The sequence below is a fragment of the Vibrio sp. SCSIO 43137 genome (assembly GCF_028201475.1).
Classification (GTDB): Bacteria; Pseudomonadota; Gammaproteobacteria; order Enterobacterales; family Vibrionaceae; genus Vibrio.
In genome coordinates this window covers 1,011,074-1,036,557 of record NZ_CP116383.1, presented here as the reverse complement: position 1 = coordinate 1,036,557, position 25,484 = coordinate 1,011,074, and the positions used below count along the sequence as shown (strand labels likewise).

The following is a 25,484-nucleotide window of genomic DNA, read 5'->3' as shown; positions in this document are numbered from 1 at the left end:
AATGAAAAGAATGTTAATTAACGCAACTCAAAAAGAAGAGTTGCGTGTCGCTTTGGTTGACGGACAGCGACTTTTCGATCTTGATATCGAAAGCCCTGGCCACGAATCAAAAAAAGCGAATATCTACAAAGGACGTATCACCCGCATTGAACCAAGTCTTGAAGCCGCATTTGTTGATTACGGCGCTGAACGACACGGTTTCCTCCCTCTAAAAGAAGTTGCAAAAGATTATTTCCCTGATGGTTATACCTATCAAGGCCGCCCAAGTATTAAAGAAGTACTTGAGGAAGGTCAGGAAGTTATTGTGCAGGTTGAAAAAGAGGAACGCGGTAGCAAAGGTGCGGCACTAACCACTTTTATCTCTCTTGCCGGTAGCTATCTTGTTCTGATGCCGAATAACCCTCGCGCCGGTGGTATTTCCCGCCGTATCGAAGGTGATGAACGCACACAACTAAAAGCCGCATTGAGCACGCTGGAACTGCCTCAGGGCATGGGCCTGATTGTTCGTACCGCAGGTGTTGGTAAAAGTGCTGAAGAGCTGGAATGGGACCTTAACCTTCTTCTTAACCGCCATGAAGCGATTAAAGAGACGGCCGAGTCCAGACCTGCTCCGTTCCTGATCCATCAGGAGAGTAACGTGATTGTTCGTGCAATCCGTGACTACCTGCGCCGTGATATCGGTGAGATCCTGATTGACAGCAACAGCATCTATGAGCGCGCCCGTGAGCATATTCAGTTTGTTCGTCCGGACTTCCTTAACAGAGTTAAGAAGTACGACGGCGAAGTGCCTCTGTTCAGTCACTACCAAATCGAAAGCCAGATTGAATCAGCCTTCCAGCGTGAAGTTCGTCTTCCGTCCGGCGGCTCAATTGTTATCGATCCGACTGAAGCACTCACTTCTATCGATATCAACTCCGCCCGTGCAACTAAAGGCGGCGATATTGAAGAAACAGCCCTGAATACTAACCTTGAAGCCGCAGACGAGATTGCCCGTCAGCTACGTCTTCGTGACTTAGGTGGTCTGGTTGTAATCGATTTTATCGATATGACACCGGTTCGCCACCAGCGTGAAGTAGAGAGCCGTCTTCGTGAAGCTGTCCGTATGGACCGTGCACGTGTACAGATCGGTCGTATCTCCCGCTTTGGTCTTCTTGAGATGTCCCGTCAGCGCCTGAGCCCGTCTCTGGCAGAAGCGAGCCATCACATCTGTCCTCGCTGTATGGGTACTGGTGTTGTACGTGACAACGAGTCTCTGGCTCTGTCAGTACTGCGTCTGATTGAGGAAGAAGCCCTTAAAGACAACAGCTCTCAGGTTATGGCCATCGTACCTGTTGCCATTGCTTCTTACCTGCTGAACGAAAAACGTCGTTCAGTGAACCATATTGAGAAGTCGCAGAAAGTTAAGATTATTATCGTTCCGAACTCAGATATGGAAACACCTCACTTTGAGGTCGTCCGTATCCGTGAAGGCGAAGAGCAGGAACTACTCTCTTATCTGTTGCCTAAGAAACTGGAAGCGCTGAAAGAAGCAGAAGCCGCTGAGCCGGAAGAAGCTGAAATTAAGCCTCGCAAGATCGAAGAGCCAGCCCTGCAAGGGTTCGCAGGTCCTGCTCAGTCTGCACCAACACCAGCACCGGCACCTAAGCCAGTTGAGAAGAAACCTCAGCCAAGCCAGCCGGGTCTGTTTGCAAAACTGTTTAAAGCTCTTGGTAATCTGTTCTCCGGCTCTTCGGAAGAAGAAGTAAAAGAAGAGAAGAAAGAGCAAAAACCAAGAAACAACCGCAATAATCGTAACCGTCGCGATCGCCGTGACCGTAACGATAACCGTCGCCGCAATAATCGCGATGGTTCGCGTGACCAAGACAGAGATCAGAATCGCCGTAAGCGTAAGCCAAGCCGCGATGATGAGCAGCAAACTAACAAACAAGAGCAACGCAAAGAGCAGAACCGTAAAGGCAAGCAGGAGAGAAAAGGCAACAAAGCTCCTTCTAAACTAGCCGAACAAGGTAAGCAACTTGCTGCTGATGCTCAGTCTGATAGTTCAGCTGAAGAGAAAACCGTACAGGTTAAACAGCGTCGTCAACGTCGCCAGCTACAGAAGAAGGTTCGTGGTAAAGCGGCTGAAGAGCAGAATGTTGTTGATTCAGCTGCTATTGTTGCAGAACAAGCTGCAGTAGCAGAAGCCGCTAAGCCAGCAGTTGAAGTTGAGAAGGAAGAAAACAAGCGTCGTAGCCGTCGTTCTCCTCGTCATCTTCGTGCCAGCGGACAGCGTCGTCGTCGTGGCCGTGATCGCAGACCAAACCCATTCCGCCTGCGTAAAGGTGGTGTAGCCTCTCCTGAGATGGCGATGGGTAAAGTTATGCCGAAATACGACCTGCCGAAACCTAAGCGCAGGGAACGTAATCGCAATAAGAAGCGTGATACGGAACTGCTGACTCTGGGCGGATTCTCATGTCCTGAAATGGCAATGGGTAAAGTTATTATCCTGAAAGCCGCAGAAGAGAAAGTGACTGTAGAGCTTCAGGCAGAAGCCGCTGTAACTGAAACTGTGCAAACAACTGAAACCGTACAAACGGTAGCAGAAACCAGCCCTCAGCCGGCACCTCAGGTTGAGAAAGCGGAAGAAGTTGCAGTTGAAGCTGTAGTTGCAGAACCAGAAGCAGTTGTTGTGGAAGAAAAAGTTGAAGTACAACAACCTGAAGCTGTTGAACCGGCTCCTGTCGCAGAACCGGTAGCCGTAAAACAAGTAGCAGAAGAAAAACCTGCACCGGTTCAGCGTAAATCACATGCAAGCTCTGCAATGGCTAAAGCGCCGGGTCCTCAGGAGATCAAAGAGATTGAAGTGGTTGCCGCTCCTTTCCGTGATCAAATGTTCCAGGGTAAAGGCGCAGGCAGTCAGGCAGCCAGTAATAAAGCATTTGCTGAAATGACAAAACCTGACTTCAGCTAACTGAAAAATCAGTGACAAAAAAGCCGGATTTGATATCCGGCTTTTTTATTGCCTGCAGTTTATTACTCAAAGACAGCGAGTAGTTTTGCTTAAGCTACCCTGACTTTAGGTATTTATGCATCAATAACAGATCCCACTGCTCTCCCTCAAGCATTAACACGCCTTTCTCAGTTGATGTAATAACAAATCCCAGAGAGTGATAACAAGCAACTGCAGCACGGTTATGAGCAAAGACACGCAGGCTCAGTTCTGAGCAGTTATATTCATTCTCAGCCAGACAGATTAACTCCGTCAGCATAACCTCAGAGAAACCTTTTCCGCGGTACTTATCAGCAATAAATACCCGGCAGATCCGGTAATGCCCTTGTGATACACGGCAAAGTTCAGCAAAACCAGCTTCTTTACCCTCTACCAGAAACAGAAAAGCGCTGATTTCTGCTTTAGAGCAGTGCTGAGCAATACTCTGCTTCGTAAGAGGAAAGGAATAAGTCGTTGATCCCCAAAGCCGGTTAAGCTTTTCACTATTAATCCAGCTTATAAGCAGAGGGTAGTCCGGCTTTTCAAATGGTCTTAGCATCACTAGCCTGCCTGAAGAGAACCGTATAGAGTCTGATACAGCCCGTCCTCATTAACCAGTTCATGGTGGCGGCCGGTCTGAATCACCTTGCCGTCCTCCAGCACATAGATCAAATCAGCTTGTTTCACTGCCGACAACCGGTGAGCCACAATCAGTACCGTCCTGCCGTCAAGAAACTCATTTAGTGCCGAATGTAATGCTGCTTCTGTCGAGGTATCCAGTGCTGAAGTTGCTTCATCCAGAATAACCAGATCCGGGTTAGCCAGTACCATACGGGCAATCGCCAGCCTCTGTCTCTGTCCTCCTGACAGACGTACCCCCTGACGGCCAAGTTCTGCATCAAGGGTATCACTCAAGCCTTCGACAAACTCTTTAAGCTGGGCGACTTCCAGCGCATGCCACAAGCGGCTCTCTGCTATCTCTTCACCGAGCGTCAGATTTTCTCTTAACGTATCGTTAAAAATCATCGGCTGCTGCAATACAACGGCCAGTTTCTCCCGTAACTGGTCATAACCGACTTGCTCAATGGGGTGACCGTTTATCAATATCTCGCCGCTATTTTTCTGATAAATACCGAGCAGCAACTGGATCAGGGTAGATTTACCGCCACCGGAGGCGCCGACCAGTGCCACCCGCTTACCTTGCGGAATATGCAGGCTGAGATCATCGATAATCTTTCGCTCTTCATTATAAGAAAAATCGATATTTTTCAGTTCAATATCAAACGAAGTATTAGGCTGGAATGGGTTGATAACCGCCCGACTCTTCTGCTCCTCTTCCAGATGAAGAATGCTGTTTAACCGTTTCATTGCCGCTGAAGCACCAAACCATGAATATTGAATGCTTAACAAGTCCTGTATCGGCGAGAGCAAAAACCATAGATAACCAAATACTGCAATAATCTGCCCCACAGTAAGGTCGCCCCACAGCACCATCACCATTGAAACGGCGCGGAAAACTTCAAAGCCCAACAGGAATAGCAGAAAAGAGATTCGGTTCGCCGCATCGGACTGCCATGCGAAGCTGTCGGCATCCTGCCGGATAGATTCGGCATCTTGCTTTAGCCTGTTCAGGTACTCTCTTTCCCGGTTTGAAGCACGAAGCTGATACAGGCCGTCCAGTGTCTCCACCAACCGCTGCTGAAAACGCTCAAAAGATCTGTTTTCGCGTTTTTTCAGTACCTTAACCCGTTGCCCCATCTTTTTGGAGAAGTAGATAATCACCGGGTTAAGCAGAATGATAAACAGTGCCAGTTTCCAGTCGAGCCAGAAAAGCACCAGTGAGATACCAATAGTGCTTAATACACTGACAACAAAGCGACTAAGGCTGGAACTGATAAAGCTGTCTATGGTTTCTATATCGGTAACCAGATGAGAGGTTAGTGCCCCGCTGCCCCGCTCTTCGTATTGGCGCATGCTGATTCTGCCCAGCTTGGCTAAGATCTGCTGACGCAAAAAGCAGGTAAGGGTTTTAGAGATAAGGGTAAACTGCCTTGTCTGAAGAATATTCAGTGCCTGACTGCTGATCCGCATTACAATTACCAGCAGCAGCACAAGTGCTATATAGCCCTGCGGAGTTTGTAGAGATTCAGGCAACAGATAGTTGAGCAGGTTTAATCCGCCAGCCGGCTGGCCAAGTAAAACTTCATCCACCAATAAGGGTAGTAACAGCGGAATAGGAATGCTGATAAGGGCAGCAAACAGAGCCACGATATTGGCAAAAATCAGTTTGTTTTTATGCTTACCCGCTTCCCTGAGTAACCATTTTGTATTGAGTTCAAATAAGGCGTTGTCCGACACGATTTACTTCCAATTTAAAAAGCCGTCCTCTCTATTATACCCAAGTGACCTCAAGATGCAGAGTTCAGAACCACTTCTTAGATTACTTGACTATATGATCGGACGGCTAACTAACTGTTGTTAAATATAAGTCACTTTGGCAAATAGCGAACACAAACACGCATAACCCCCATCCATGAGGCTCCGCCGCGCCATCCTTGGCGCGGAGGGTTTGTTTATCGCTATTTCCAGTATGACAAAGTTGCCTGATAGGTAAAGGCGATAACCTTCTGTTATTAAAACTGGTAATCCAGAGTAACAGCCCAGTTTCTGCCTGGCTGAGATTTACCATCAATATGGAAAGTACTTGATGTACGGCCGGCGATATCATCGTATAGCCAGTATTTCTTATCAAACACGTTAAACAGCCCGGCAGATAATTTCAGATCTTTTATCGGCTTGTAATAAGCGGTTAGGTCGACCAATGTATAGCCCGGCGCTTTAACATTGTTATCTGTTTGCCACTCATCTTTTCCTTTAACCATTTTCACATTCATCAAGCCACCGAAGGCATCCCTGTCCAGACCAAGACCAACCACAGTAGTCAGAGGCGCTGTCGAATCGAGAGACTTACCGGATTTCTTATCTTCACCATCCACATAGGTAACGGCAATACGGGCGTAAGATCCCTGAGGTGCATCAACCGTGTTTTCCAGATCCAGCTGACCGCTGAACTCAGCACCATAAATCTTAACTTCATCAAGGTTCTTGTTGGTGTAAACGGTTCTGCCCATACGGGTGCCCGTTGTTACCTGTGCGATAAAGTCCTCATAGTCATTGTAGAAGGTGGTAATTTCAAAGTTACCAATATCATTCTGACCTCTCAGACCAAGCTCATAGGCAAGGCTGCGCTCTGCTTTCAAATCTGGGTTGGCTTCGATAATGGCAAAAGAATTATAGGAGTAATACAGATCATTTATCGTCGGAGCCTTAAAGCCCTGACTTATCTGGCCAAACAGGGTGAAGTTGTCATTAAGGTGATAAGCAGACCCTAATCGCCCGGTCAGTGCGCTGTCATTATTAGCCTTATAGTTTGCCGTGTAGGCTTCATCAGCAGAAGGATTAGCCCTGAAGGAGTCATAACGCAGACCCGCCGTCACTACCCAGCGATCCTCCATCAGATAAACCTGATCCTGAGTAAAGACACCCCACTGAGTTACTTTGGCATCCGGAATTAACGAGCTACCCGGAGAAACCGTATTGGTATCGAACTTAATGTCCTTATTCTTCAGCTCAAAGTCATTGTTACGATAGCTTGCCCCATAAGTGAACTCGTGGCTGTTATCGCCAATCTGTACCAGTTTGGAAAGCTGAGATTCCAGTTGAACTGACTTATTGATCGCCTCTCTTTGTCTCAGGCGTTTACCATTTGCCGGAGTGTTATCAAAGTTTTTGTTCAGCGTGCTGGAATCTTGATAGTTGACCGACCATTTCAGTGAATCTGCCATCAAGGTTTGCATGGTCATTTCATGTTCAAAGCCAACTCTCAGCCGCTTATTAGTATCTTTATTACTGCTGTCGGTATACACAAAGCCGGGGCCTGCACTATAGCCTTCATAGTTGATCTCATTTTCATCGTACTGCTTATTATAAAACTCAGTAGTAAAGCCAACTCTGTGATCGTCATTTATCTGGTAAAAAGCTTTTGCCAGCAGGTTACCCAGCTCTTTATCCGCCGGGTTTGCAGCCCCCCTGTCCGGCCCTGAAACTGTCGAACCTGAACCATGGGTTTCCGTTTCATGGCCTTTGGCATAAGTCGCCATAACTAATGTTTCCAGCTTATCCTTACGCATTGCCCAGGTCAGAGTATTTTTAAACTGCTCATCTTCCGATGAATAACCTGATTTAATGCCAAAACGATGCTCATCACCGTCAGTCAGCAGAATATCTTCAGGGTTTTTCGTCCTCAGCAGCACAACACCACCTAGGGCATCTGAGCCGAACAAGGTTGAAGATGGCCCTTTGTTCACTTCGATACTCTGCAGAGTATCGATTTCAATAGAGTTTGGATAACTTCTCTGCTCTGTACGTCCAGCACTGTATGGCACTGGCTGCTGAACACCATCGATCATCATTTTTATGCGGCTGTCTTCCACGCCACGAATATTAAAGCCTGAGATACCAAATCTGCCTGATCCCTTTACATCAACACCGGGAGTGAATTTCAGTGCCTGCTTGATATCACCCGCCATGGTTTGTTCCATCTGCTCCGCAGAGACAGTTTCAATAGAAGAAGGCGCATCTTGCTTTGCAAGCTCGGTACGGGTGGCAGAAACCACCACCTCATCAAAAGTATAGTTTTCTGCATTTACAACGGCCGGAGCAGCTACAAGGGCCCCGATAACCATTGCCAATGGTGTTTTATTAAACATGATTAATCCTTTTTTTGGACAAAATAATCCCGGGCGAAATAATGTATTTCACCTAAGTTACTGTTATTTAGTTAGTAATTTACTTTCTTGTTATTGCTACTTGCTTACAGAGCGGTGGCCCTGATCAAGGTGAACAAAGCCCACCATGTCCTGACCTGATATGTCGAATGCCTTTCCGAAACCTTTTACAAAACGGCCTTTTTCCGGCACCAGACGGTATAGATTAAAGTCCTCAAGTGTACTTAAGCCGGTGACAATCTCACCGAATCTCTCTTCAAGGGCAGAGATACCCTGCTGCCACTCCTGAGAATCCCGTTCAATCAAATTTGCCTGAGTATCAAAACTAAGGCGTTTTCTGGCATAGATACTTTTCGCCTGTTGCTCATCTTCAATCATCATGATGGAAGCATCACGGGACTGCTTCAGATTCTGCCCGTGCTGAGCGACATCACTGATTAGAATGTAATAGCCGCCTGGCAAGAAAACGAAGGGGCTATAGCTGACATGGGGAACACCTTCAGGAGTGATGGTTGCCAGTTGCAATGTTTTTTGCTGCTGACGAAACTCTTCAACTTCCGGCCCGATACGATTTTGCAATCTCTCCTGCTTGCTTTCCATCAAACAAACTCCGTTTTCATTTGGTTAAATCTCTCTATCTGTTCAGGTATCAGTTGGCGTCTCTTATCTCTTCCCAGATACACTTTAAACACGCAACTTCCTGCTGCACTGTAAAAGCCGATATAGTGGCTCTCTGTGCCTCTGAAGGGTTTACTGACAAAGGCAATATCTGTTACCAGATCTAATCTCAGGTGGCCGTGAAGCTGCCCCTCTTTACCACCCATCAAATTATAGTAGCCATGTGCGGCCTTTCCTTTAGGAAAGGGGGCTTTGGCTTCAAATATTGAACCCGCAGAATGGACAATAGTGGTTACTGTGCCCCATTCAGGCAGCAACTGCAGTATCGCCTCTGCAAACTTGCCGTCCGCCCTTGTCATCATTGTCTGATCAAGAGCCAGTGTCACTTCTCCCTCTGTCAGGGCAAGCTCGCCGGCCATCTCGGCCAGAGAAAGATTTGGTTGCTTCTCGGTCATTTCAGCCACCAAAAGCTGAACATCGGTCAGTGAATGTGTTGAGTACACTCTTTTTTCTCCTTATGCGACTCTTTTTTCTAATTGATTTTTTTGCAACACAGTAATGACATTCTGAGCCAGATTAACTGACCAGAACTCACCGGCAAGGTTAAGGCTCAGATAGTCGCCATCTAAGTTAACCAGACCATTGTTTTGCCACGCCAGAAATAGTGGCGTGAGTTGTTGAAAGATATGTTGTTTGCCAATTTCTGCCAGAGAACGCTTCGCTAATACACCTCTGTCAAAACCGGCTTTAATCACAGCATAAAGCTGATGATCTGTTTCGCTGTAAAGCGCCATAGCGACAGGAAACTGCTGCTGTTTAACTGCCTGGCTATACTGCTCCATATCACGATGGTTCATCATCTGCAGACCGTTAACGTTGCCGCCCGCTCCTGCCCCCAGAGGCAACACCTCGGCATTATTCTTCGCCAGACTGTTGTAAATACTTCTCTCACGGTTTGATGAAGCCCAGTGACTGACACTTAACCGTCTCTGGTGGTGTCTGGCCATAAAACTGACGCCCATTTCAAACATGGTCGCCTTCATCTGGGTGTCCGCCGGATGGGGCAGTTTACCCTGACTCACCATTCGCTCCATCGGAAGCCCCTGCATCTCTATCAACTGATAAAGATCTACTCCGTCAGCTCCGGACTCCAAATACTGCTGTAAGTCATCCTGCCAGATATCTAATGTCTGATGCGGCAGGCCAAATAAGAGATCAATAACTATTGGGGCGGCGTTGTAACGGCTCATAGCATTCAGTCTTTTAATTACAACTTCTCTGTCATCCAGACGCTTAGCAGCACGTCTTACATGGCTGTCAAAGCTCTGAACACCAAAAGAGAAACGGTTAAAACCACCTTCCAGTGCCGCTTCAAACTTATCTTCAGCAAAGCGGTTGATACGCCCTTCAAGGGTAATTTCACAATCTGGTGCCAAAGGGAAATAACGACGTATAGCCTCGCCCAGTTGTTGAAGTTGCTGCGCTGAAAGATCCGTTGGGGTACCGCCACCGATATATACCGCCTGAAACGGTGCGCTCTGGCTCCAGTTAAATGAGGACTTCCAGCGGATCTCCTCCAGCAGAGCATTGAAATACTGTTCAATCAGAGAAGTGTTAGTGGCGTACTGGAAGAAATTGCAATAAGTACAACGGACTCTGCAAAAGGGAATATGAATATACAAACAGCGATCCCTGTTCTCTGCAGTTGCAGTAGACAGAGCTGAGTGCAACGCACTTTGGGTTTTATCCCCGGCTAACGGCCGGGTCATACCACCGGCATGGGCACTGGTCTTACGGCTAAAGGCAAATCGCAGCGGATCGGGGGAGCTCACTCCGACAATGGATACATCATCAAGATCAATATTCATGTAATCACTAATTCTAGTTATCAAAACCTGTCCGTCTCATTTCTGACGACGGGCTGGATTTTACCTATCTATTTTCAAATGTAAATGATAATTGATCTCATTATCATTTAGATCTAGAATCGTGGCCTGTTAGGTACTTATCATAGAACGTTATAGGGATAGCTGTTTGAATATTAGCCGATATGTGCTTTGTGGGGCTTTGTCTATGCTGCTGCACAGCCTGTTTTTTTCCGCTACCGCCAAGGTTAGCGAACGGAGAATTTCTGATCATGATGCAGGAACCGCTGTCAATATTCAGTTTCGTGCTCCCTCAGCCCCGGCAAAAAACAGACCTCCGGAGCAGAAGAAACAGCCAAAAGAAACGGTAGCCAAAGCAGAAGCAGTTGTTCAACCGCCACCCCCAAAGCCAAAGCCAAAGCCAAAGCCAAAGCCAAAGCCAAAGCCAAAGCCAAAGCCAAAGCCAAAGCCAAAGCCAAAGCCAAAGCCAATTATTAAAAAATCGGTCACAGAGGTAAAGCAAGCCGAACCGGTTAAAAAAACGCAAGAAAAACAAAAAACAGAAGAACAAAAACAACCCGAGACTTCAACAGAAACTGCCAAAAGTTCTTCTGTTGCACAGGTGGCCGCTAAGCCAAAACTGGTAGAAAAACCGCGCTTTGCTGCCAGACCAACCAAAGTACGTTATCCGCGTATCGCCAGAAAAAAGGGCTATCAGGGACGGGTTCTGGTTGAAGTCTCTATAGATAAAAACGGTCAGCAGTTGGCAAGAGTAATACTGGAATCATCTGGTCATGATCTGCTGGATAAGGTGGCTATAGACACCATTGCTTACTGGAAATTTAAAGCGTACCAACAAGACGGAATCGCTGTTGTTCACAGGGTCAATATCCCTGTTAATTTTAAGCTGGATTAATTTATGCAAATCACCCAAATCGCGGCCACTATTCACTCACAACTGGGTGTGATGACCTGGCCTCTCTCACTTATGTCCGTTATCACCCTATTATTGCTGATAGAAAGATCCCTATTTTTATTGCTTAAAAACCGAACTCACAGCAAATCAATTCTCAGGCAACTCTATCAAACGGATATTGACGATAGTCAGGCGGTAAAAAATTTTATCGATGCCAACTCCGGCCGGAAAAACACCTTAAGTCAGGGCATATGCGTACTGCTTTCCCATAAACACTTTCGTAAAGATTTGCGTGAAGAGACCGTCAGCATCTGGCTGATTAAACAGAAACAGCAGTTTATTGCCGGCCTGAAGTTTCTTTCTGTTATCGGGGTAATAAGTCCGTTAGTCGGCCTGCTGGGTACGGTTCTCGGCCTGATGGAGATGTTCAAAGGATTAGCAGAGACATCCGGTTCTATTTCGCCCTCTGATCTTGCTGATGGTCTGGGACTGGCCATGTCCACCACAGCCGCCGGCCTGATTATCGCTCTGCCGGCCATAACAGGCGCGCAAATAATGCAGCTCTGGGCGAACAGAATCATCGGCAGTATTGAGCACACCCTTAATCATGCCAACCTATATCTGGAAGGCATCAGCTTTGAAAGGCCTGCCTCCCCGGTTCCCTGCCACCATACAGCAGACGGTCTTTGCGACAAAAAATCATCAGCGGAGCCGGCATGATTCAGACTCAGACAGACAGAGAAGAGAGCCTCTCTCTGGATCTTACCCCTCTGCTGGATCTGATCTTTATTGTTATGGTGTTTCTGCTGCTGAGCACAAATGTTCAGGTGCAGACCATGGAGATCAATGTTCCTCAGACAGAAGAGAGCAATGTGCTCTCTGTGATAGAGAAGCAGGTTATCACTATCAATATTCTTGCCGGTGAATCGCGATGGGCACTGGACAGTAACAAATACCAAAACTGGGGTGAATTTACTTCAGCACTTTTGCAAACCGTTAAAACTAACCCTGACAAAGAACTGATTATCGCCGCAGATAAATCCGCTGATGTGCAGTCCATGCTCAGGTTACTGGCCTTTCTGCAAAAAAATCATATTCAGACCACCAATATAGTAATGGAAGAAAATACTCTATGAAAAAATTCATTTTACTGACTAGCCTGCTGCTACTCCCACTGTCGGGTTTTGCTCAGCAGCGCATAATTAGTGCCGGTGCCAGTGTCACAGAGCTGATTTATGCCTTAGGTGCGGAAAAAAAACTGGTCGCGGTAGATTCCACCAGCCGGAACTTTACCAAGGGAAGCCAGATACCTCAGGTCGGCTATCACAGAAGCCTTTCAACCGAAGGGCTGCTCTCTTTAAACCCTACCCTGTTACTCGGTTCAAATGAGATGGGGCCGGAGACCACACTGGCTAAACTGGAGTCGGCCAATGTAAATGTGGTTGTCGTCCCTCCCGGTGATGAAATTGCCAACCTTTACTCGCGCATTGATACTGTGGCAAAGCTGACTGATACCACGGAGAAAGCAGAGCAAATAAAGCAACAGGTCGCTGACTCTGTTGAACAACTGCAAAACGCCAGCCTGAAAGAACAGCCTTCGGTGATCTTTTTATTGATCAATGAAGCCCGTCCCCTCTCTGTCGGCGGTGATAAAACACCGGTAAACAAGGTTATCTCCCTTTCCGGTGCCAGCAATCCGGCAGCAGAAGAGGTCGAATCCTACAAACCTATATCCCTTGAAGCCATTATTGCCATGAAGCCGGACTATATTCTGGTCAGTGAGTATGCGTGGCAGAAACATGGTGGTGCTGAGGGAGTACTTAAACTCTACCCGCTACTTAAGCTGACACCGGCAGGCGAGAAAAAACAGATAGTCGCCATACCGGGCGGTGCCCTTAGCGGAGGGTTCGGACTGCAGAGTATTAAACTGGCTAAAACCCTTTATGATAAATTTTCAGGATAATCTTGGTTATGCTTCACCTCGTTTCATGCTTAAATAGCCTGATTACCTGCTGAGGCTATTTACTATTCAAAGCACTATGAAAATAAAAACAAACGGTCGGATTTCAGTTCGCTTTCTGATTCCGGTAGGCTTGGTCGCCCTGTATGTTGCCATTGCAACATCGGTAGCGGTGGGGCCGATGGATATACCCTTATCGCAAAGTGTTCTGGCTATTGTGCCGGACTGGCTATATCCGCTGAAAGAATCAGAAAATCACATTCAGATGATCATTCAGGAAGTCCGCCTGCCAAGAACCCTGCTATCTGTTGCCGTCGGTGCCATGCTGGCACTGTGCGGCGCTGTTATGCAGGGATTGTTCCGTAACCCCCTTGCAGATCCGGGCATTATCGGAGTCTCAGCCGGAGCGTCGTTAGGCGCAGCTATTGCTATCGTTCTTTTTGCCGGTATGGCTGAAAACTACCCTCAGCTTCTGCTGTTAGGTACGGTTCCTGTTTTCTCTTTTTTAGGCGGGACCATAACCACCCTAATTGTCTATCGTCTGGGCACCAGCCAGAACGGAACCTCAGTCACCATGATGCTGCTGGCGGGTGTCGCCATCAGCGCCCTTGCCGGTGCGGGACTCGGACTGATGAACTACTTTGCCGATGATCAGGCATTACGGGATTTATCTCTCTGGACCATGGGTTCCCTTGCCGGAGCCAACTGGTCTGGCATTACACTGGCCTTTGTCAGTCTGGGTATTCTGTTTACCTTCTTCTACCGCGACGCCGATAAGCTTAACGCACTTCTGCTGGGCGAACCGGAAGCCAAGCATATGGGAATTAATGTTCAGTCCATGAAACGAAGACTCATTCTTCTTACCGCTGCCGGGGTAGGAATTACCGTTTCTCTTTCCGGTATGATCGGCTTTATCGGCCTGATCGTTCCCCATCTCGGACGTATGTTGTCAGGGCCAAATCACCGCTCTCTGTTACCGGTATCTATGGTTCTTGGCGGACTCATTCTTCTGGTGGCGGATATTATCGCCCGTACCATCAAGCCACCTCTGGATATGCCGGTAGGCATTATCACCGCACTGATTGGCTCACCGTTTTTTATCTGGTTGCTGGTTAAACAGAGAGGACGGTTATGATGAGCAATATCGCTGTAGAGGCTAAAAACCTGCACCTGAAACTGGGTAACCGGATTATTCTTGATGATCTTTCTGTCCGGTTTAAAAAAGGGGAGCTGACCATTTTGCTCGGGCCAAACGGCACAGGGAAAAGTAGCCTGCTTAAAGCTCTGACCAATGAATGGAGTGTTAAAGGTAACGTCCGTTTCTTTGACCAGCCATTTGAACAGTGGCACGCCTCCGAACTCGCTAAACATATGGGGGTGCTGCCGCAGTCCAGTAGCCTGACGTTTAACTTCACCGTAAGGGAGGTGGTTGAACTTGGTGCCCTTGCCCTGAGCGAAACCCAGAAGAGAATCCGGGAGATCGCCGAAAGCAATATGGTTAAAACCGATATCCTACATCTTGCTGAGCGCCTCTACCCTAGCCTGTCCGGCGGAGAAAAGCAGAGGGTTCATCTGGCAAGGGTGCTGACGCAACTGGAGCAGAGTGGCGAACAGAAAATTCTGTTGCTCGATGAACCGACATCGGCACTGGATATCTCCCACCAGCATCAGACCCTGAGTCTGGCCAAATCACTGGCTGAGGAAGGCGCATCGGTAATCGCTGTTATTCATGACTTAAATCTGGCAGCACAGTACGCCGATCGAGTGATGATTATGCACAACGGAAAACTGGCGGCTAACGGCACTGCATGGGAGACCCTGACTGCAGAAATTATTCAGCAGGTGTATCAATATCCGGTTCAGGTTATTAAACATCCGGATTCAGGGCATCCGGTAATACTAAGTTAATCCGGCTTATAAGTCGCTTACTCTGCTGCTATTATCTGCATGCAAAGTAAGCGACTCATCCATCAGAACGTACATATTTCACTTCGCTATGATTGCTATATGAAAATGCTTATCAGCAGCATTTTATAGCGGCCAATCTGTTTTAATAGCCATTCCTTCTTTAAAATCCGTTTTTTATAACTTTCATATTTAATTTCCAGCTCTTAATAATTGATTATTCTTGAACTTAATCACACTTTTCTGTAGCATGCGCCCACTTAAATGGGTCTCCGATCACAATTGTTTTTAAAGCGTCTTTTTCTAAACGGTTTGGCTTTAGCGGCAATTAAAGATTGGTACAGCGTCTTAATCTTTAACAAAAGAGCCAAAATGTTCGAATTTCCTCAGTTTTCCAGTCATTCCGCTAAAAATGACATTCTGTCCGGTCTTACCGTGGCACTGGCACTGGTACCGGAAGCCGTTGCTTTCGCATTTGTCGCCGGGGTTGACCCTATGGTCGGCCTGTATGCCGCCTTTATTGTTGGTCTGGTAACCTCTATCTTCGGTGGCCGCCCGGGTATGATTTCCGGTGCAACCGGCGCAATGGCCGTTGTTATGGTCAGCCTTGTTGCTACACACGGTATCCAGTATCTGTTCGCCGCCATACTTCTGGCTGGTGTGCTGCAAATCTCGGCCGGTATCTTCAAACTGGGTAAATTTATCCGTATGGTTCCCCATCCGGTGATGATCGGCTTTGTTAACGGCCTGGCTATCGTTATCTTCCTGGCTCAGTTGGGGCAGTTTAAAGCTCCGGACATCAATGGTGTCATCGGCTGGTTGCCGGCTGATCAGATGATGCTTATGGGTGGCCTGATCGCCCTGACTATGGCAATCATCCACTTCCTGCCTAAGTTTACTACTGCGGTTCCTTCGTCACTGGTTGCTATTGTAACTGTGACTCTGCTGGTTCAGCTTCTTGGTCTTGATACCCGTACTGTTGTTGACTTCCTGCGCACCATGTCTGGTGATGAAGCTGCCACTCTGGCCGGCTCTCTGCCGACTTTCGCTGTACCGTTTGTACCGTTTAACTTCGAGACTCTGCAGATTATTCTGCCTTACGCCATTATTCTGGCTGCGGTAGGCTTGATTGAATCACTACTGACCCTGACGGTTATTGATGAAATGACTAACTCACGCGGACAAGCTAACCGCGAATGTGTAGGTCAGGGTATTGCTAACGTAACCTGCTCTTTCTTCGGTGCTATGGGTGGTTGTGCCATGATTGGTCAGTCGATGATCAACGTTAACTCAGGTGGTCGCGGCCGCTTATCCGGTATCGTTGCGGCGCTGGCACTGCTGTTCTTTATTCTGTTCGCGTCATCCCTTATTGAGATGATTCCTCTGGCGGCACTGGTTGGCGTTATGTTTATGGTTGTGATCGGCACCTTTGAGTGGGCAACCTTCAAACTGGCCCGCCGGGTACCTAAACAAGACTTCTTTGTTATCGTACTGGTCACCGTAGTAACAGTGATGACTGACCTTGCGGTTGCCGTAGCCGTTGGTGTTATCGCTTCTGCCCTGATGTTTGCATGGCAGCACGCCAAGCACATCTACGCAAGCAGCCAGCTGAACAGTGAAGGCTCAAAAGAGTACCATGTAAATGGCCCTATCTTCTTCGGCTCTGCAGCAAACTTCCTTGAGCTGTTTGATGCAGCCAATGACCCACAGGACGTTATCGTCGACTTTGGTAACTCTCGTGTTGCTGACCACTCTGCTATCGAAGCTATTGAGACTCTGGCTGAGCGTTACACGGCACAAGGTAAAACTCTGCACCTGCGCCACCTTAGCCCGGACTGTCGTACTCTGCTGGAAAAAGCGGGTAGTCTGGTAGAAATTAACGTGAAAGAAGACCCAAGCTATAAAGTTGCTACGGACGTGTTAGCAGGATAATAGCTAATCAGATAGTAAAAGGGCGGATAACCAGTGGTTTCCGCCCTTTTTTGCTTTGTTCTGAGACTATTTTTAGCTGCCTGTGTTGGCTTCAGCGACATCTCTTAAGAAAGATATAACTCGCCTCTTCAATTAAATCCAATACCAGCTCAAAGCCACTGTCGCCCCCATAGTATGGATCAGGAATCTCACTATGATCAGAATTAGAATGGCTTAAAAACAGGCTGATTTTATGAGTATGATCAGGCGGGCAAATACTCAACAACTCATTCTCATTGTCCCTGTCAGCCGCCAGAATATAGTCAAAATACTCAAAATCTTTCTGGTTAACCTGTCGTGCACGAATGCCTGCAAAGGAGTAACCGCGATTCTCTCCTGCCGCCCTCGCCCTCGGGTCAGGTTTTGCCCCTACGTGGTAATCTATTGTCCCGGCAGAATCTATTTCAACCTCTACTCCTAATCGTTCTGCAGTAGATCTTAATACTGCCTCTCCTGTCGGAGAGCGACAGATATTGCCCATGCAGACTACTAGTATTTTTTTCATACCATGCACCATTAATTCCGTTTATATTGACCATCAAAATTACGAGGTTTTTACTGGCGTATACTTCAATTATCATAGATATATACTTGGTTAAGCTCAAGAGAGTCATAGTGTTAATTTCTCCTCTCATCAGCTACTAATACAAAAAGCAAAAATAAGGATTCCCATGCCATCTCAGCAATCAAAGGACAGCCGCCACAAAGAGAGGCAGCAAAAAGTTAAACAGAAAGTCGATGCCAAAATTGAAGCCGCACAGATAGAAAAAGGGCTGTTTCTTATTATTACCGGCAACGGCAAAGGTAAATCCACTTCTGGTTTCGGCACCGTAGCCAGAGCCGTCGGACATGGCCTGAACTGTGCCGTGGCTCAGTTTATTAAAGGAACCTGGGATAACGGTGAGAGAAACCTGCTGGAAAAACTTGGCGTAGAGTTTCAGGTAATGGCGACTGGTTTTACCTGGGAAACCCAGAATAAAGAGACAGACACTCAGGCAGCTCAGCAGGTCTGGCAAGAGTGTAAGCGCATGCTCAGCGACGAATCTATTGATGTGGTTCTGCTGGATGAGCTTACCTATATGGTGAACTACGGCTATATCGAGTTAGATGAAGTAATAGCAGCCATTGAGTCACGGCCAAAAATGCAGTCGGTAATTGTGACCGGCAGAGCGGCTCATCGTTCCCTGATAGAGATTGCCGATACGGTATCAGAAGTGAAAAACGTCAAACATGCATTTGAGTCCGGGGTAAAAGCGCTGAAAGGCGTCGACTGGTAAGCTTGTCGACGGATAGAGATATTACAGTAAAACCGAGCAGGGCTACCCCTGCTCTTTTCTTGATGCATTAATTCTCTGAAACAGCCAGCCAAGCCCCACTAGTGTGCCTCCCAAAACCAGATAAGAGATTGCACGCAAAATGCCTTCCAGCTCTGAGGTATCTACCAGAAAGACCTTGGCCATAATAACGATCAGAATGGTTAACCCGATAAGCTTGCTATGATCATTCCGCCTGAAGGTACCATATAGGGCAAAAGTAACGCCGGTAATAATTCCCGCCAGAGAGTAACTGATCTGTTCCGCCATAGATGTTGCAACATAGAGAGTCATACTCTCATCCTGCCAGAACTGGCGTATAGACATTACTCCCCACAATAGCAGTAAAACTCCGGACACAATCTTGATCATTTTGTCCGTAATTAAGGCCGGGCAAAGTTTATAGTGGTTTACACACAGCAGAATAATAGCCGCTAATAGCCAGCCCATACTCAGCCAGTTAAACAGAGGCGGAGCATCTGCTGAGATAGTGTTATTGATAAGCGGGGACAACAGTGTGTTGTTTATCAGGATCAGGCCTGCCGCCAGAACAAACATCAACTCTGAATACTTACTATAGAGCCACTTAAGACGCTCAGCCCTTTTCGCTCTTAGCAGGTAAATGGCTGAGACAATTAACATCTGCAATGAATAAACAATACTGAGTTGCAACAGCCTGTCCCAATCCCATATCCGCACATCGGCAAATAACCAGTAGTGAGTCTGTGAGAACAGGGTAACCACCAGCAGGTACATAATCGTACCTTCCAGCCAGTCTGCCAGCTTTTTATATTTGGCTTTAATCAACCAGTAACTAAAACCGAACAGCCCCAGAAGCAGAGCAAACAGCAGTAACATGCCGGATAAATCAACCGCTCCTGTCTGCCACTCAGGTATTACTGTCATTAAGGTCGCCCGCAGGATTGCCGCAGAGACAGCCAGCTTCATCGCCCATGACGCCGGCCGGTAACGAGTCTTTATCATCTGCCATGCAATACAGGCTACCTGAACCGCCATCATCAGAGTCAGCTCGGTTCCGGAAAAGAGAAAACTTAGGGCAATAGCAACAATGACGTGCTGGCTGGCGTAGATATGCCGCTGAACGGGTTTAACCAGAGAGGAAAAATAGCTATAGCCAAGAATAACCAATACCGTAAAGCCCCCCCATAACCAGAGGGAGTCATAATAGCTGTCATAAATCACCCACCAGCCAGTTCCGGTAAGAACAACCGGAGCGGCCAGTAACAGCAGCTTTGTATACTTGTCCCTTGGCCTGCACATATGCTGAATAAAGCTTCTGGCCATCAATAACGAAACCATAACCATCAAAAGAGAAATAACCAAACCATCAGACAAAGACGCGGAAACAGGCAGCAGAAGAATCAAAAGCGCCAAAACAATGGCAACGGATGTATAAGAGAGATAACGGCTGTGAGTGCGTTTCTGGTACACAACAGGAAGCCATGCAATCAGAAGCGTCAGATAAATTGAGCAAAGCAGTCTCAGTATTGTATCCGCTTGATTATAAAACGATATCGCAACCAAAAGCCCTACCGCAACAGCAGCCCCTACAATATTGTAAGTTTTCTCTGTCACGCTACGATGATAGGAAGTTTTTAGTTGCCATCCCATCAAAGGGACGCCAAGAATAAAATAGATTGCCAGGGTCAGATAGAGAAGTGACCAGTGGCTGAGTATCTCACTACGCACAGTAAACTCAATGGCCAGCATCCACAGATAATAGGGAATCAATACCAATGGGAACAACCATGCTTTTCTCACATGAGTTGCCAACAACAACCCTGCCAAGGCGATAAAACTGATATATCCCGCCAGACCAAAACCGTTACTGGACTGGTCCAGAAACCAGAAAGGCGCACAATAACCAGCCAGCACACCCAACACCGCCATCAGAGGTCCAAAGCGAAGATACAAAGAGAGGGTAAAGACAGAAACAGCCCCCATAGAGAGAAGAGAGACAACCGGAGGCAAAAAGCTGTAGATAATGTAGGAGAAGATAATGGTGCTATACAGCCCCATACAGCCTGCCGCTGAAATAACAGCGGGAATATAGGCAAAGCCTATACTGGCGTAGCTCTTTTCCCTCTGGTGGAAACGTTCAGCCAGCGCAAGCACCAGACAAGAACCAGAGAAGGCCGCCACAATACGCATCAATGGTGTAATTTCTATATAGTGAGAAATCACTTCAACCAGATAGGCTACCCCAATCAACAACGCCAATCCGCCAACCCAGACTAACCAATGCTTTTTCAGATGACTCAGAGCTCTGCTCAGCCACTCTGGTTGGCTGGCTAAAGCTGTTAGTTCCGCTTTTGATAATGTAAGTTCCGGCTCCGCCAGCCCGGGAGTTCCATCCGGTTTAATGATGCCAGTTGTAAGCTTTGCTTCTTCGTCTGCTATCCGATCGGCTTGTATATCCGAAAAGTGCTCAGGTGTGCTGCTCTCCCCGGTGTAAACAACCTTTTCTTCGGGGGCTGGTTGTTTAGCGACCTCTCTATTTAGTTTATGCGGATAACCGGACAGCAACTTCTCTAGCTGCCTTTGCAGTTGATTCACCTTACGTATAGCAACAATAGAAATCACCAGAGGAGCAATAAATACGGACAAAATCAGGGTTATAAGTAGTATGCTTTCCATGCCACTGTTGTTCCTTATCAGTACAGGGGGAAACCGGGGCGAATCGTCTCCCGGCTAATAAAAGTTTAGACAAAAACAGCATTAATGGAACCGAGGGGGCAAAGCAGGTAGTTTCTGAAACAAACAGGGAGCATTTCTGCTCCCTGTTGAGTGATGAGATTAGAAAAATCAGACTAGTTAAATAGCCCCTTCAGAAGCTGATCGGCAATCTGTCTGGTTTCATCATCCTTAATCTTTTCACCTAAGAACTTGTTCAGCTCTTTCTCTGCCTTTTTCTCCAGCTGTTTCTTTTTCTCTTCCTGAAGTTTCTTCCATAACTTATCCAGCTCAATATCATACTGAGGCTTAGCCCACTGACCATACAAACGAACCGGAATGGTGACATCCCTTAATTCATCAATATCTTTACCGCCCTGACCTTCAAGGCTTCCGACGATAGAGGTATTGAGCTCCATATCCATGGTCTCATCAATATAGTTAACCTTACCGGCACCGTGTACACGTAAAAGCGGCGACTGAACCGAAAGATCATTTGTGGTCATTTCACCCTTAGCCAGCTTAAGTGTTGCTCCCATGGCACTAAAGTCAGTTTTCTTAGAGTCATTGGCATCTTCCGGAACTTTTTCACCTTTAATCTTGGCGTAATTGACCCGGATAACCTGAGCGATATTAATGCCGTTGATGGCACCGTCAGCAAATTTGATTTTGATAATACCGGCCAGATTTTTCTTAATCGCTGAAGGTTTAAGGCTGCTGCCTTTCACATCCACATCAATATTACCAGTACCTTCCAGCATATCGTTGTCTGCGGCATCTTTAAGTAATGGTTGTACCTTTACGTTTTTAATCTGCTTCTTAGCCCAGTAAGTTGCCGGAACCTTTCGCCCATCCAGATAAGCGGTAGCATCGATGGAACCCTGATAAAGGTCAGAGTGGAACTTGCTCAGCTTAACCACACCACGATTAACACTAAAGCGGCTCTGTACGTTCTGCATATGTACATTGTTGGCTTTAAACTTGTCTATGGTCACTTCACCGGCAATATCCAGTGTTTTCAGCGCCGTAAGATCCGGTTCCTGCTCAGCTACAGGCTCTTTAGCTGCCGGCTCTGGTGCTTTTTCACCTTCCGTTGCTGGCTCTGAAGCAGCTTGCTCTGTTTTGTTCAAACCAAGGAACTCATCCAGATCAATTTCCGGACTATGGACAGAAAAACGAATCGCCGGTATCTCTGCAAGCTGCACGCTGGCTTTACCATCAACCGCAATCTTGTTCATGGTTAGTTTGTTCAGCATCAGGGAAAGGAACTGCTTATTCAGATCAAAACTAAAATCTGAATCTGCAGTAATGGTCATCGGAGACTGAGGCAGGCTTGCGCCAATTAGCTGGCTGTTCAGGCTCATGTTCTGCATAGAGACTTTGCTAATGGCTTTATCAACCTGCAAGTTTGAGCTAAGAGACATATCGATATCCATCTCAGCCGCTTTGCCTTTAACCGCCAGAGTCAGCTTATTTAATTGATCAAATACAAAGCTATCCAGCGTTACTTTTACAGACGAGATATCTGTAGTTGGATCTTTAAAAGTCGCATCCAGAGCAATATCTCTTAACGCGTAGTCCGCAAGGCTCTGTGCCAGTTTAAACTCAGCTTTACCCTCTGCAGTGAAATGCTGCTGGTTATTATCACCTTTAGCGGCAAACTGAACGCTGGTCCACTGATCAAATACAAACTCAGATACCGACAAACCAACATCATACAACTTGGTGTAACTGCCCTTGGCATCATCACGAATTTCCAGCAGGCCGTTAGTAACAGAAACACCGGCAAGGTTAATTTTCCATGGCTGGCTCTCCGCTGCAGGCTGTTGCTCTGTATCAGTTACCGTTTCTGACGATTCTGTTGCAACAGCTTGATTAGCCTGTTCTGATTTCGCTTTACTCAGAGAATCCAGATTACTACGGCCATCTTTCAGGGTTTCCAGATGAATCTCAGCGCCATCAAGGGAAACATTGCCTATCATTAGTTCACGGCTAAGCAAAGGCATAACAGAAACATCAACGCCAACCCGCTCAATCTTGAGTAAATTACTGTTTTTAAAGCCTTGAGGGTTTTTCAGTTCCGTTTTACCCAGAGAGAGCCCGACAGAAGGAAATACCCTCCAGCCAATATCACCCTCAATAACCAGATCTAAGCCGGTCTGTTTTTTTGTCTGTTCAACAATAAGAGGTTTAAATTGATTGGCATCGACCAGAAATACCAGAGCTGCGACCGCTATCACGATGGCAACTAAAGGAACGGAGAGAACCAGAAGTAGTTTTTTCATTGAAGTTATCCCTGACACTTGAATCTAAGCTACTAAGACTAAAAATGGCACGAATAGTGCCATTTTTTCAATCAGATAATCTGTTTTTTTTATTTTATTCGTCACTCATAGCTAAGTTGAACTCCTATGGACATTATTGCAGAGCTTTGCTGGTTTATGACTGGGGTCATTCCATTGCCTGCAAACAGCGACGAATAATAATTTATGAGTTCAACAGCTTTGCGATATGCGCTTTTAATACGTCAATAGCAATGCGGTTTTTACCACCACGGGGAACAATAATATCTGCGTACTGCTTAGAAGGCTCAATAAACTGCATAAACATAGGGCGAACGGTCTTCTGGTATTGGTTCAGTACGGATTCCATTGTTCTGCCACGTTCCTGAACATCACGGGTAACACGTCTCAGCAGACAGATATCCAGAGGAGTATCCATAAAGATTGATGCGTGCATCAGTTCGCGAAGACGGGGATCCGTCAGCAGCAGAATACCTTCAAGAATAATCACTTTTTTCGGTGTCATAGTGACAGTATTTTCGGTACGGGTATGTTCTGTGTAGCTGTACTCAGGCACTTCTACAGACTGACCCGAGATAAGTTGCTTTAAGTGCTCGCAAAGTAAGTCATGGTCCAGTGCACTTGGGTGGTCGTAGTTAGTTTTAACTCTCTCCTCCATGCTCAGGTGACTTTGATCGCGGTAGTAGCAATCTTCTGTAATCACACCAATCTGGTGATCACCTACTTTCTCCAGTAGTTCTTCATAAATGGTACTTGCAATTAGACTTTTCCCGGAGGCTGATGCGCCGGCGATGCCGACTATGACGCATTGATTATTTTCAGACATGATAAGCACTTGGTGATAATTAAATAAACCGCCCGATTATAAGGGGTTCGAAGGCGAGATACTAGGATTTGTATCAAGTGAATGGCTAGTTGGTTGGTAAAAAAGCAGTTTCTACCAACCAATAAAGACAATAGTTCTTATAACCGTTGAAAATATATTACTTCAGTTCCATAAAAGGAATGCTTTCCGGTCTTGCTCTGCCTGTCCAGTACATCTGGCTGGTGACTTTTTCTGCCAGCGCTAAATAAATTTGTGAGTGCTCACTATCAGGTCTGGAAACAACCGTTGGCTTACCCTGATCAATATCTTCACGCATAGAGATATGCAGAGGAACCTGAGCCAGCAGTGAACTACCAAACTCCTGCGCCATTTTTACTGCACCGTTAGTGCCGAAGATATACTCTTTCTCACCACAGTTTGCGCAGATGTGATAACTCATATTCTCGACAATGCCCAGTACCGGCACCGCCACCTTTTCAAACATGGCCAGCCCTTTCCTTACATCAGCCAGAGCCAGATCTTGCGGAGTAGTGACAATAACGGCTCCGGTTACCGGAATATTCTGCGAAAGGGTAAGTTGCACATCACCGGTTCCCGGCGGCATATCGATCACCAGATAGTCCAGCTCAGGCCAGTCAGTTTCGTTTAAAAGCTGACTCAGGGCTTTGGACGCCATAGGCCCTCTCCAGATGGCCGCCTCTGACTTATCGACAAGATAACCGATAGAGTTGGTATACAGACCATAGGCTTCAATAGGGATCATATACTGGCCGTCACGTACATCGGGCGTTTCATCTTCTTTGTCTAACATCATAGGTACGGAAGGGCCGTAAATATCGGCATCGAGAAGGCCAACTTTCGCTCCCTGCGCCTGAAGCGCCAGCGCCAGATTAACCGCTGAGGTTGATTTGCCGACACCGCCCTTAGCCGAAGTCACCGCAATGATGTTCTTTACATTTTTCAGTTCTGACTGAACCTGAGTCTCCATCGCTGCAACGTTCAGTTTTACCTCTACCTTTGACGTATCTTCGCCACTGCTATTGAGCCACTCTTGTAGTGAACTCATCAGCGACGCAGAAGCAAATGGCAGATTAATTTCAACCTTACCGCTTTTCAGCAGCTTAACGATACGGTTATCGTCACTCCAGCCTTCAATAAGCAAAGGGTGCTGAAACTGGTTCAGCCACTGACAGACAGACTTCTTGGATTCGAATATGGACATTATTTACTCCCGGCCGAGAACTGAAAAGTCAGACAGAAAATGAAATCTGAAGCTCTCAGCTTCTATAAGGCTATTATTATTAGGTTTCTTGTATGCTAGCACTCCCGCCTGTTTAGCTAAACCTTAAAAATCTTAT

General features: G+C 46.8%; 20 protein-coding genes. 9 read left to right on the top strand and 11 right to left on the bottom strand.

The features are described 5' to 3' along the window. Position 1: 1 nt before the first annotated feature. Complete coding sequence (rne, locus tag PK654_RS04955; RefSeq protein WP_271697987.1) at positions 2–2,950, top strand: ribonuclease E; 2,949 nt, start codon at positions 2–4, stop codon at positions 2,948–2,950. A gap of 94 nt (positions 2,951–3,044) precedes the next feature. Here rne and PK654_RS04950 read toward each other — a convergent pair whose 3' ends face one another. The 6 genes from PK654_RS04950 to hutW form a co-directional block, all read right to left on the bottom strand. Further along, the gene (locus PK654_RS04950) at positions 3,045–3,527 is read right to left on the bottom strand and encodes a GNAT family N-acetyltransferase (protein WP_271697986.1); all 483 of its coding nucleotides are present in this window, start codon (positions 3,525–3,527) and stop codon (positions 3,045–3,047) included. Between the two features lie 2 nt (positions 3,528–3,529). Continuing rightward, on the bottom strand, positions 3,530–5,326 hold the full coding sequence (locus PK654_RS04945; protein WP_271697985.1) for an ABC transporter ATP-binding protein: 1,797 nt from the start codon (positions 5,324–5,326) through the stop codon (positions 3,530–3,532). Positions 5,327–5,601: 275 nt separating this feature from the next. Next, the gene (locus tag PK654_RS04940) at positions 5,602–7,737 is read right to left on the bottom strand and encodes a TonB-dependent hemoglobin/transferrin/lactoferrin family receptor (RefSeq protein ID WP_271697984.1); all 2,136 of its coding nucleotides are present in this window, start codon (positions 7,735–7,737) and stop codon (positions 5,602–5,604) included. Positions 7,738–7,833: 96 nt separating this feature from the next. Beyond that, positions 7,834–8,355 (bottom strand): heme utilization protein HutZ, encoded by a 522-nt coding sequence (hutZ, locus tag PK654_RS04935; RefSeq protein ID WP_271697983.1) that lies wholly within the window; start codon positions 8,353–8,355, stop codon positions 7,834–7,836. Then, positions 8,355–8,828, bottom strand: a complete 474-nt coding sequence (gene hutX / locus PK654_RS04930) for a heme utilization cystosolic carrier protein HutX (protein WP_271698803.1) — start codon at positions 8,826–8,828, stop codon at positions 8,355–8,357. Before hutX ends, hutZ begins: the two co-directional genes overlap by 1 nt. A 60-nt stretch (positions 8,829–8,888) precedes the next feature. Beyond that, positions 8,889–10,241, bottom strand: coding sequence for a heme anaerobic degradation radical SAM methyltransferase ChuW/HutW (gene hutW / locus PK654_RS04925; protein WP_271698801.1), 1,353 nt, complete (start codon positions 10,239–10,241; stop codon positions 8,889–8,891). Between the two features lie 166 nt (positions 10,242–10,407). Here hutW and PK654_RS04920 point away from each other — a divergent pair, with 166 nt between their 5' ends. From PK654_RS04920 to PK654_RS04890, 7 genes are all read left to right on the top strand, one after another. Then, a complete protein-coding gene (locus PK654_RS04920) occupies positions 10,408–11,154 on the top strand; it encodes an energy transducer TonB (protein ID WP_271697982.1) in 747 nt (248 codons plus the stop codon). A gap of 3 nt (positions 11,155–11,157) precedes the next feature. Further along, the gene (locus tag PK654_RS04915; RefSeq protein WP_271697981.1) at positions 11,158–11,874 is read left to right on the top strand and encodes a MotA/TolQ/ExbB proton channel family protein; all 717 of its coding nucleotides are present in this window, start codon (positions 11,158–11,160) and stop codon (positions 11,872–11,874) included. Further along, a complete protein-coding gene (locus PK654_RS04910; RefSeq protein WP_271697980.1) occupies positions 11,871–12,290 on the top strand; it encodes an ExbD/TolR family protein in 420 nt (139 codons plus the stop codon). Before PK654_RS04915 ends, PK654_RS04910 begins: the two co-directional genes overlap by 4 nt. Beyond that, a complete protein-coding gene (locus PK654_RS04905; RefSeq protein WP_271697979.1) occupies positions 12,287–13,117 on the top strand; it encodes a heme/hemin ABC transporter substrate-binding protein in 831 nt (276 codons plus the stop codon). The genes PK654_RS04910 and PK654_RS04905 overlap by 4 nt, the downstream gene beginning before the upstream one ends. Positions 13,118–13,193: 76 nt before the next feature. Further along, positions 13,194–14,249, top strand: coding sequence for a FecCD family ABC transporter permease (locus tag PK654_RS04900; RefSeq protein WP_271697978.1), 1,056 nt, complete (start codon positions 13,194–13,196; stop codon positions 14,247–14,249). Continuing rightward, positions 14,249–15,022 (top strand): heme ABC transporter ATP-binding protein, encoded by a 774-nt coding sequence (locus PK654_RS04895; RefSeq protein WP_271698799.1) that lies wholly within the window; start codon positions 14,249–14,251, stop codon positions 15,020–15,022. Before PK654_RS04900 ends, PK654_RS04895 begins: the two co-directional genes overlap by 1 nt. Before the next feature lie 369 nt (positions 15,023–15,391). After that, positions 15,392–16,951, top strand: a complete 1,560-nt coding sequence (locus tag PK654_RS04890; RefSeq protein ID WP_271697977.1) for a SulP family inorganic anion transporter — start codon at positions 15,392–15,394, stop codon at positions 16,949–16,951. 91 nt (positions 16,952–17,042) lie between these two features. Here PK654_RS04890 and PK654_RS04885 read toward each other — a convergent pair whose 3' ends face one another. Then, on the bottom strand, positions 17,043–17,495 hold the full coding sequence (locus PK654_RS04885; RefSeq protein WP_271697975.1) for a low molecular weight protein-tyrosine-phosphatase: 453 nt from the start codon (positions 17,493–17,495) through the stop codon (positions 17,043–17,045). Between the two features lie 166 nt (positions 17,496–17,661). On the opposite strand from PK654_RS04885, the gene cobO reads away from it, so the two are divergent. Then, positions 17,662–18,267, top strand: coding sequence for a cob(I)yrinic acid a,c-diamide adenosyltransferase (gene cobO, locus PK654_RS04880; RefSeq protein WP_271697974.1), 606 nt, complete (start codon positions 17,662–17,664; stop codon positions 18,265–18,267). Between the two features lie 42 nt (positions 18,268–18,309). Here cobO and PK654_RS04875 read toward each other — a convergent pair whose 3' ends face one another. The 4 genes from PK654_RS04875 to apbC form a co-directional block, all read right to left on the bottom strand. After that, entirely contained in the window at positions 18,310–20,961 is a 2,652-nt protein-coding gene (locus tag PK654_RS04875; protein ID WP_271697973.1) for a DUF2339 domain-containing protein, read from the bottom strand. A 173-nt stretch (positions 20,962–21,134) separates the two neighbouring features. Continuing rightward, positions 21,135–23,282 carry an AsmA family protein gene (locus PK654_RS04870; RefSeq protein ID WP_271697972.1) on the bottom strand — a complete coding sequence of 716 codons (2,148 nt, stop codon included), beginning with the start codon at positions 23,280–23,282 and terminating at the stop codon, positions 21,135–21,137. 202 nt (positions 23,283–23,484) lie between these two features. Next, a complete protein-coding gene (gene udk, locus PK654_RS04865) occupies positions 23,485–24,126 on the bottom strand; it encodes a uridine kinase (RefSeq protein WP_271697970.1) in 642 nt (213 codons plus the stop codon). Positions 24,127–24,283: 157 nt separating this feature from the next. After that, entirely contained in the window at positions 24,284–25,348 is a 1,065-nt protein-coding gene (gene apbC, locus PK654_RS04860; protein ID WP_271697968.1) for an iron-sulfur cluster carrier protein ApbC, read from the bottom strand. Between the last annotated feature and the right edge of the window lie 136 nt (positions 25,349–25,484).

What these genes read in the sequence shown, in the direction of transcription:
- rne (WP_271697987.1), top strand. Translation starts at nt 2, where the DNA reads ATGAAAAGAATGTTAATTAACGCAACTCAAAAAGAAGAGTTGCGTGTC.
- PK654_RS04950 (WP_271697986.1), bottom strand. Translation starts at nt 3,527, where the DNA reads ATGCTAAGACCATTTGAAAAGCCGGACTACCCTCTGCTTATAAGCTGG.
- PK654_RS04940 (WP_271697984.1), bottom strand. Translation starts at nt 7,737, where the DNA reads ATGTTTAATAAAACACCATTGGCAATGGTTATCGGGGCCCTTGTAGCT.
- hutZ (WP_271697983.1), bottom strand. Translation starts at nt 8,355, where the DNA reads ATGGAAAGCAAGCAGGAGAGATTGCAAAATCGTATCGGGCCGGAAGTT.
- hutX (WP_271698803.1), bottom strand. Translation starts at nt 8,828, where the DNA reads ATGACCGAGAAGCAACCAAATCTTTCTCTGGCCGAGATGGCCGGCGAG.
- hutW (WP_271698801.1), bottom strand. Translation starts at nt 10,241, where the DNA reads ATGAATATTGATCTTGATGATGTATCCATTGTCGGAGTGAGCTCCCCC.
- PK654_RS04915 (WP_271697981.1), top strand. Translation starts at nt 11,158, where the DNA reads ATGCAAATCACCCAAATCGCGGCCACTATTCACTCACAACTGGGTGTG.
- PK654_RS04910 (WP_271697980.1), top strand. Translation starts at nt 11,871, where the DNA reads ATGATTCAGACTCAGACAGACAGAGAAGAGAGCCTCTCTCTGGATCTT.
- PK654_RS04905 (WP_271697979.1), top strand. Translation starts at nt 12,287, where the DNA reads ATGAAAAAATTCATTTTACTGACTAGCCTGCTGCTACTCCCACTGTCG.
- PK654_RS04900 (WP_271697978.1), top strand. Translation starts at nt 13,194, where the DNA reads ATGAAAATAAAAACAAACGGTCGGATTTCAGTTCGCTTTCTGATTCCG.
- PK654_RS04895 (WP_271698799.1), top strand. Translation starts at nt 14,249, where the DNA reads ATGAGCAATATCGCTGTAGAGGCTAAAAACCTGCACCTGAAACTGGGT.
- PK654_RS04890 (WP_271697977.1), top strand. Translation starts at nt 15,392, where the DNA reads ATGTTCGAATTTCCTCAGTTTTCCAGTCATTCCGCTAAAAATGACATT.
- PK654_RS04885 (WP_271697975.1), bottom strand. Translation starts at nt 17,495, where the DNA reads ATGAAAAAAATACTAGTAGTCTGCATGGGCAATATCTGTCGCTCTCCG.
- cobO (WP_271697974.1), top strand. Translation starts at nt 17,662, where the DNA reads ATGCCATCTCAGCAATCAAAGGACAGCCGCCACAAAGAGAGGCAGCAA.
- PK654_RS04875 (WP_271697973.1), bottom strand. Translation starts at nt 20,961, where the DNA reads ATGGAAAGCATACTACTTATAACCCTGATTTTGTCCGTATTTATTGCT.
- PK654_RS04870 (WP_271697972.1), bottom strand. Translation starts at nt 23,282, where the DNA reads ATGAAAAAACTACTTCTGGTTCTCTCCGTTCCTTTAGTTGCCATCGTG.
- udk (WP_271697970.1), bottom strand. Translation starts at nt 24,126, where the DNA reads ATGTCTGAAAATAATCAATGCGTCATAGTCGGCATCGCCGGCGCATCA.
- apbC (WP_271697968.1), bottom strand. Translation starts at nt 25,348, where the DNA reads ATGTCCATATTCGAATCCAAGAAGTCTGTCTGTCAGTGGCTGAACCAG.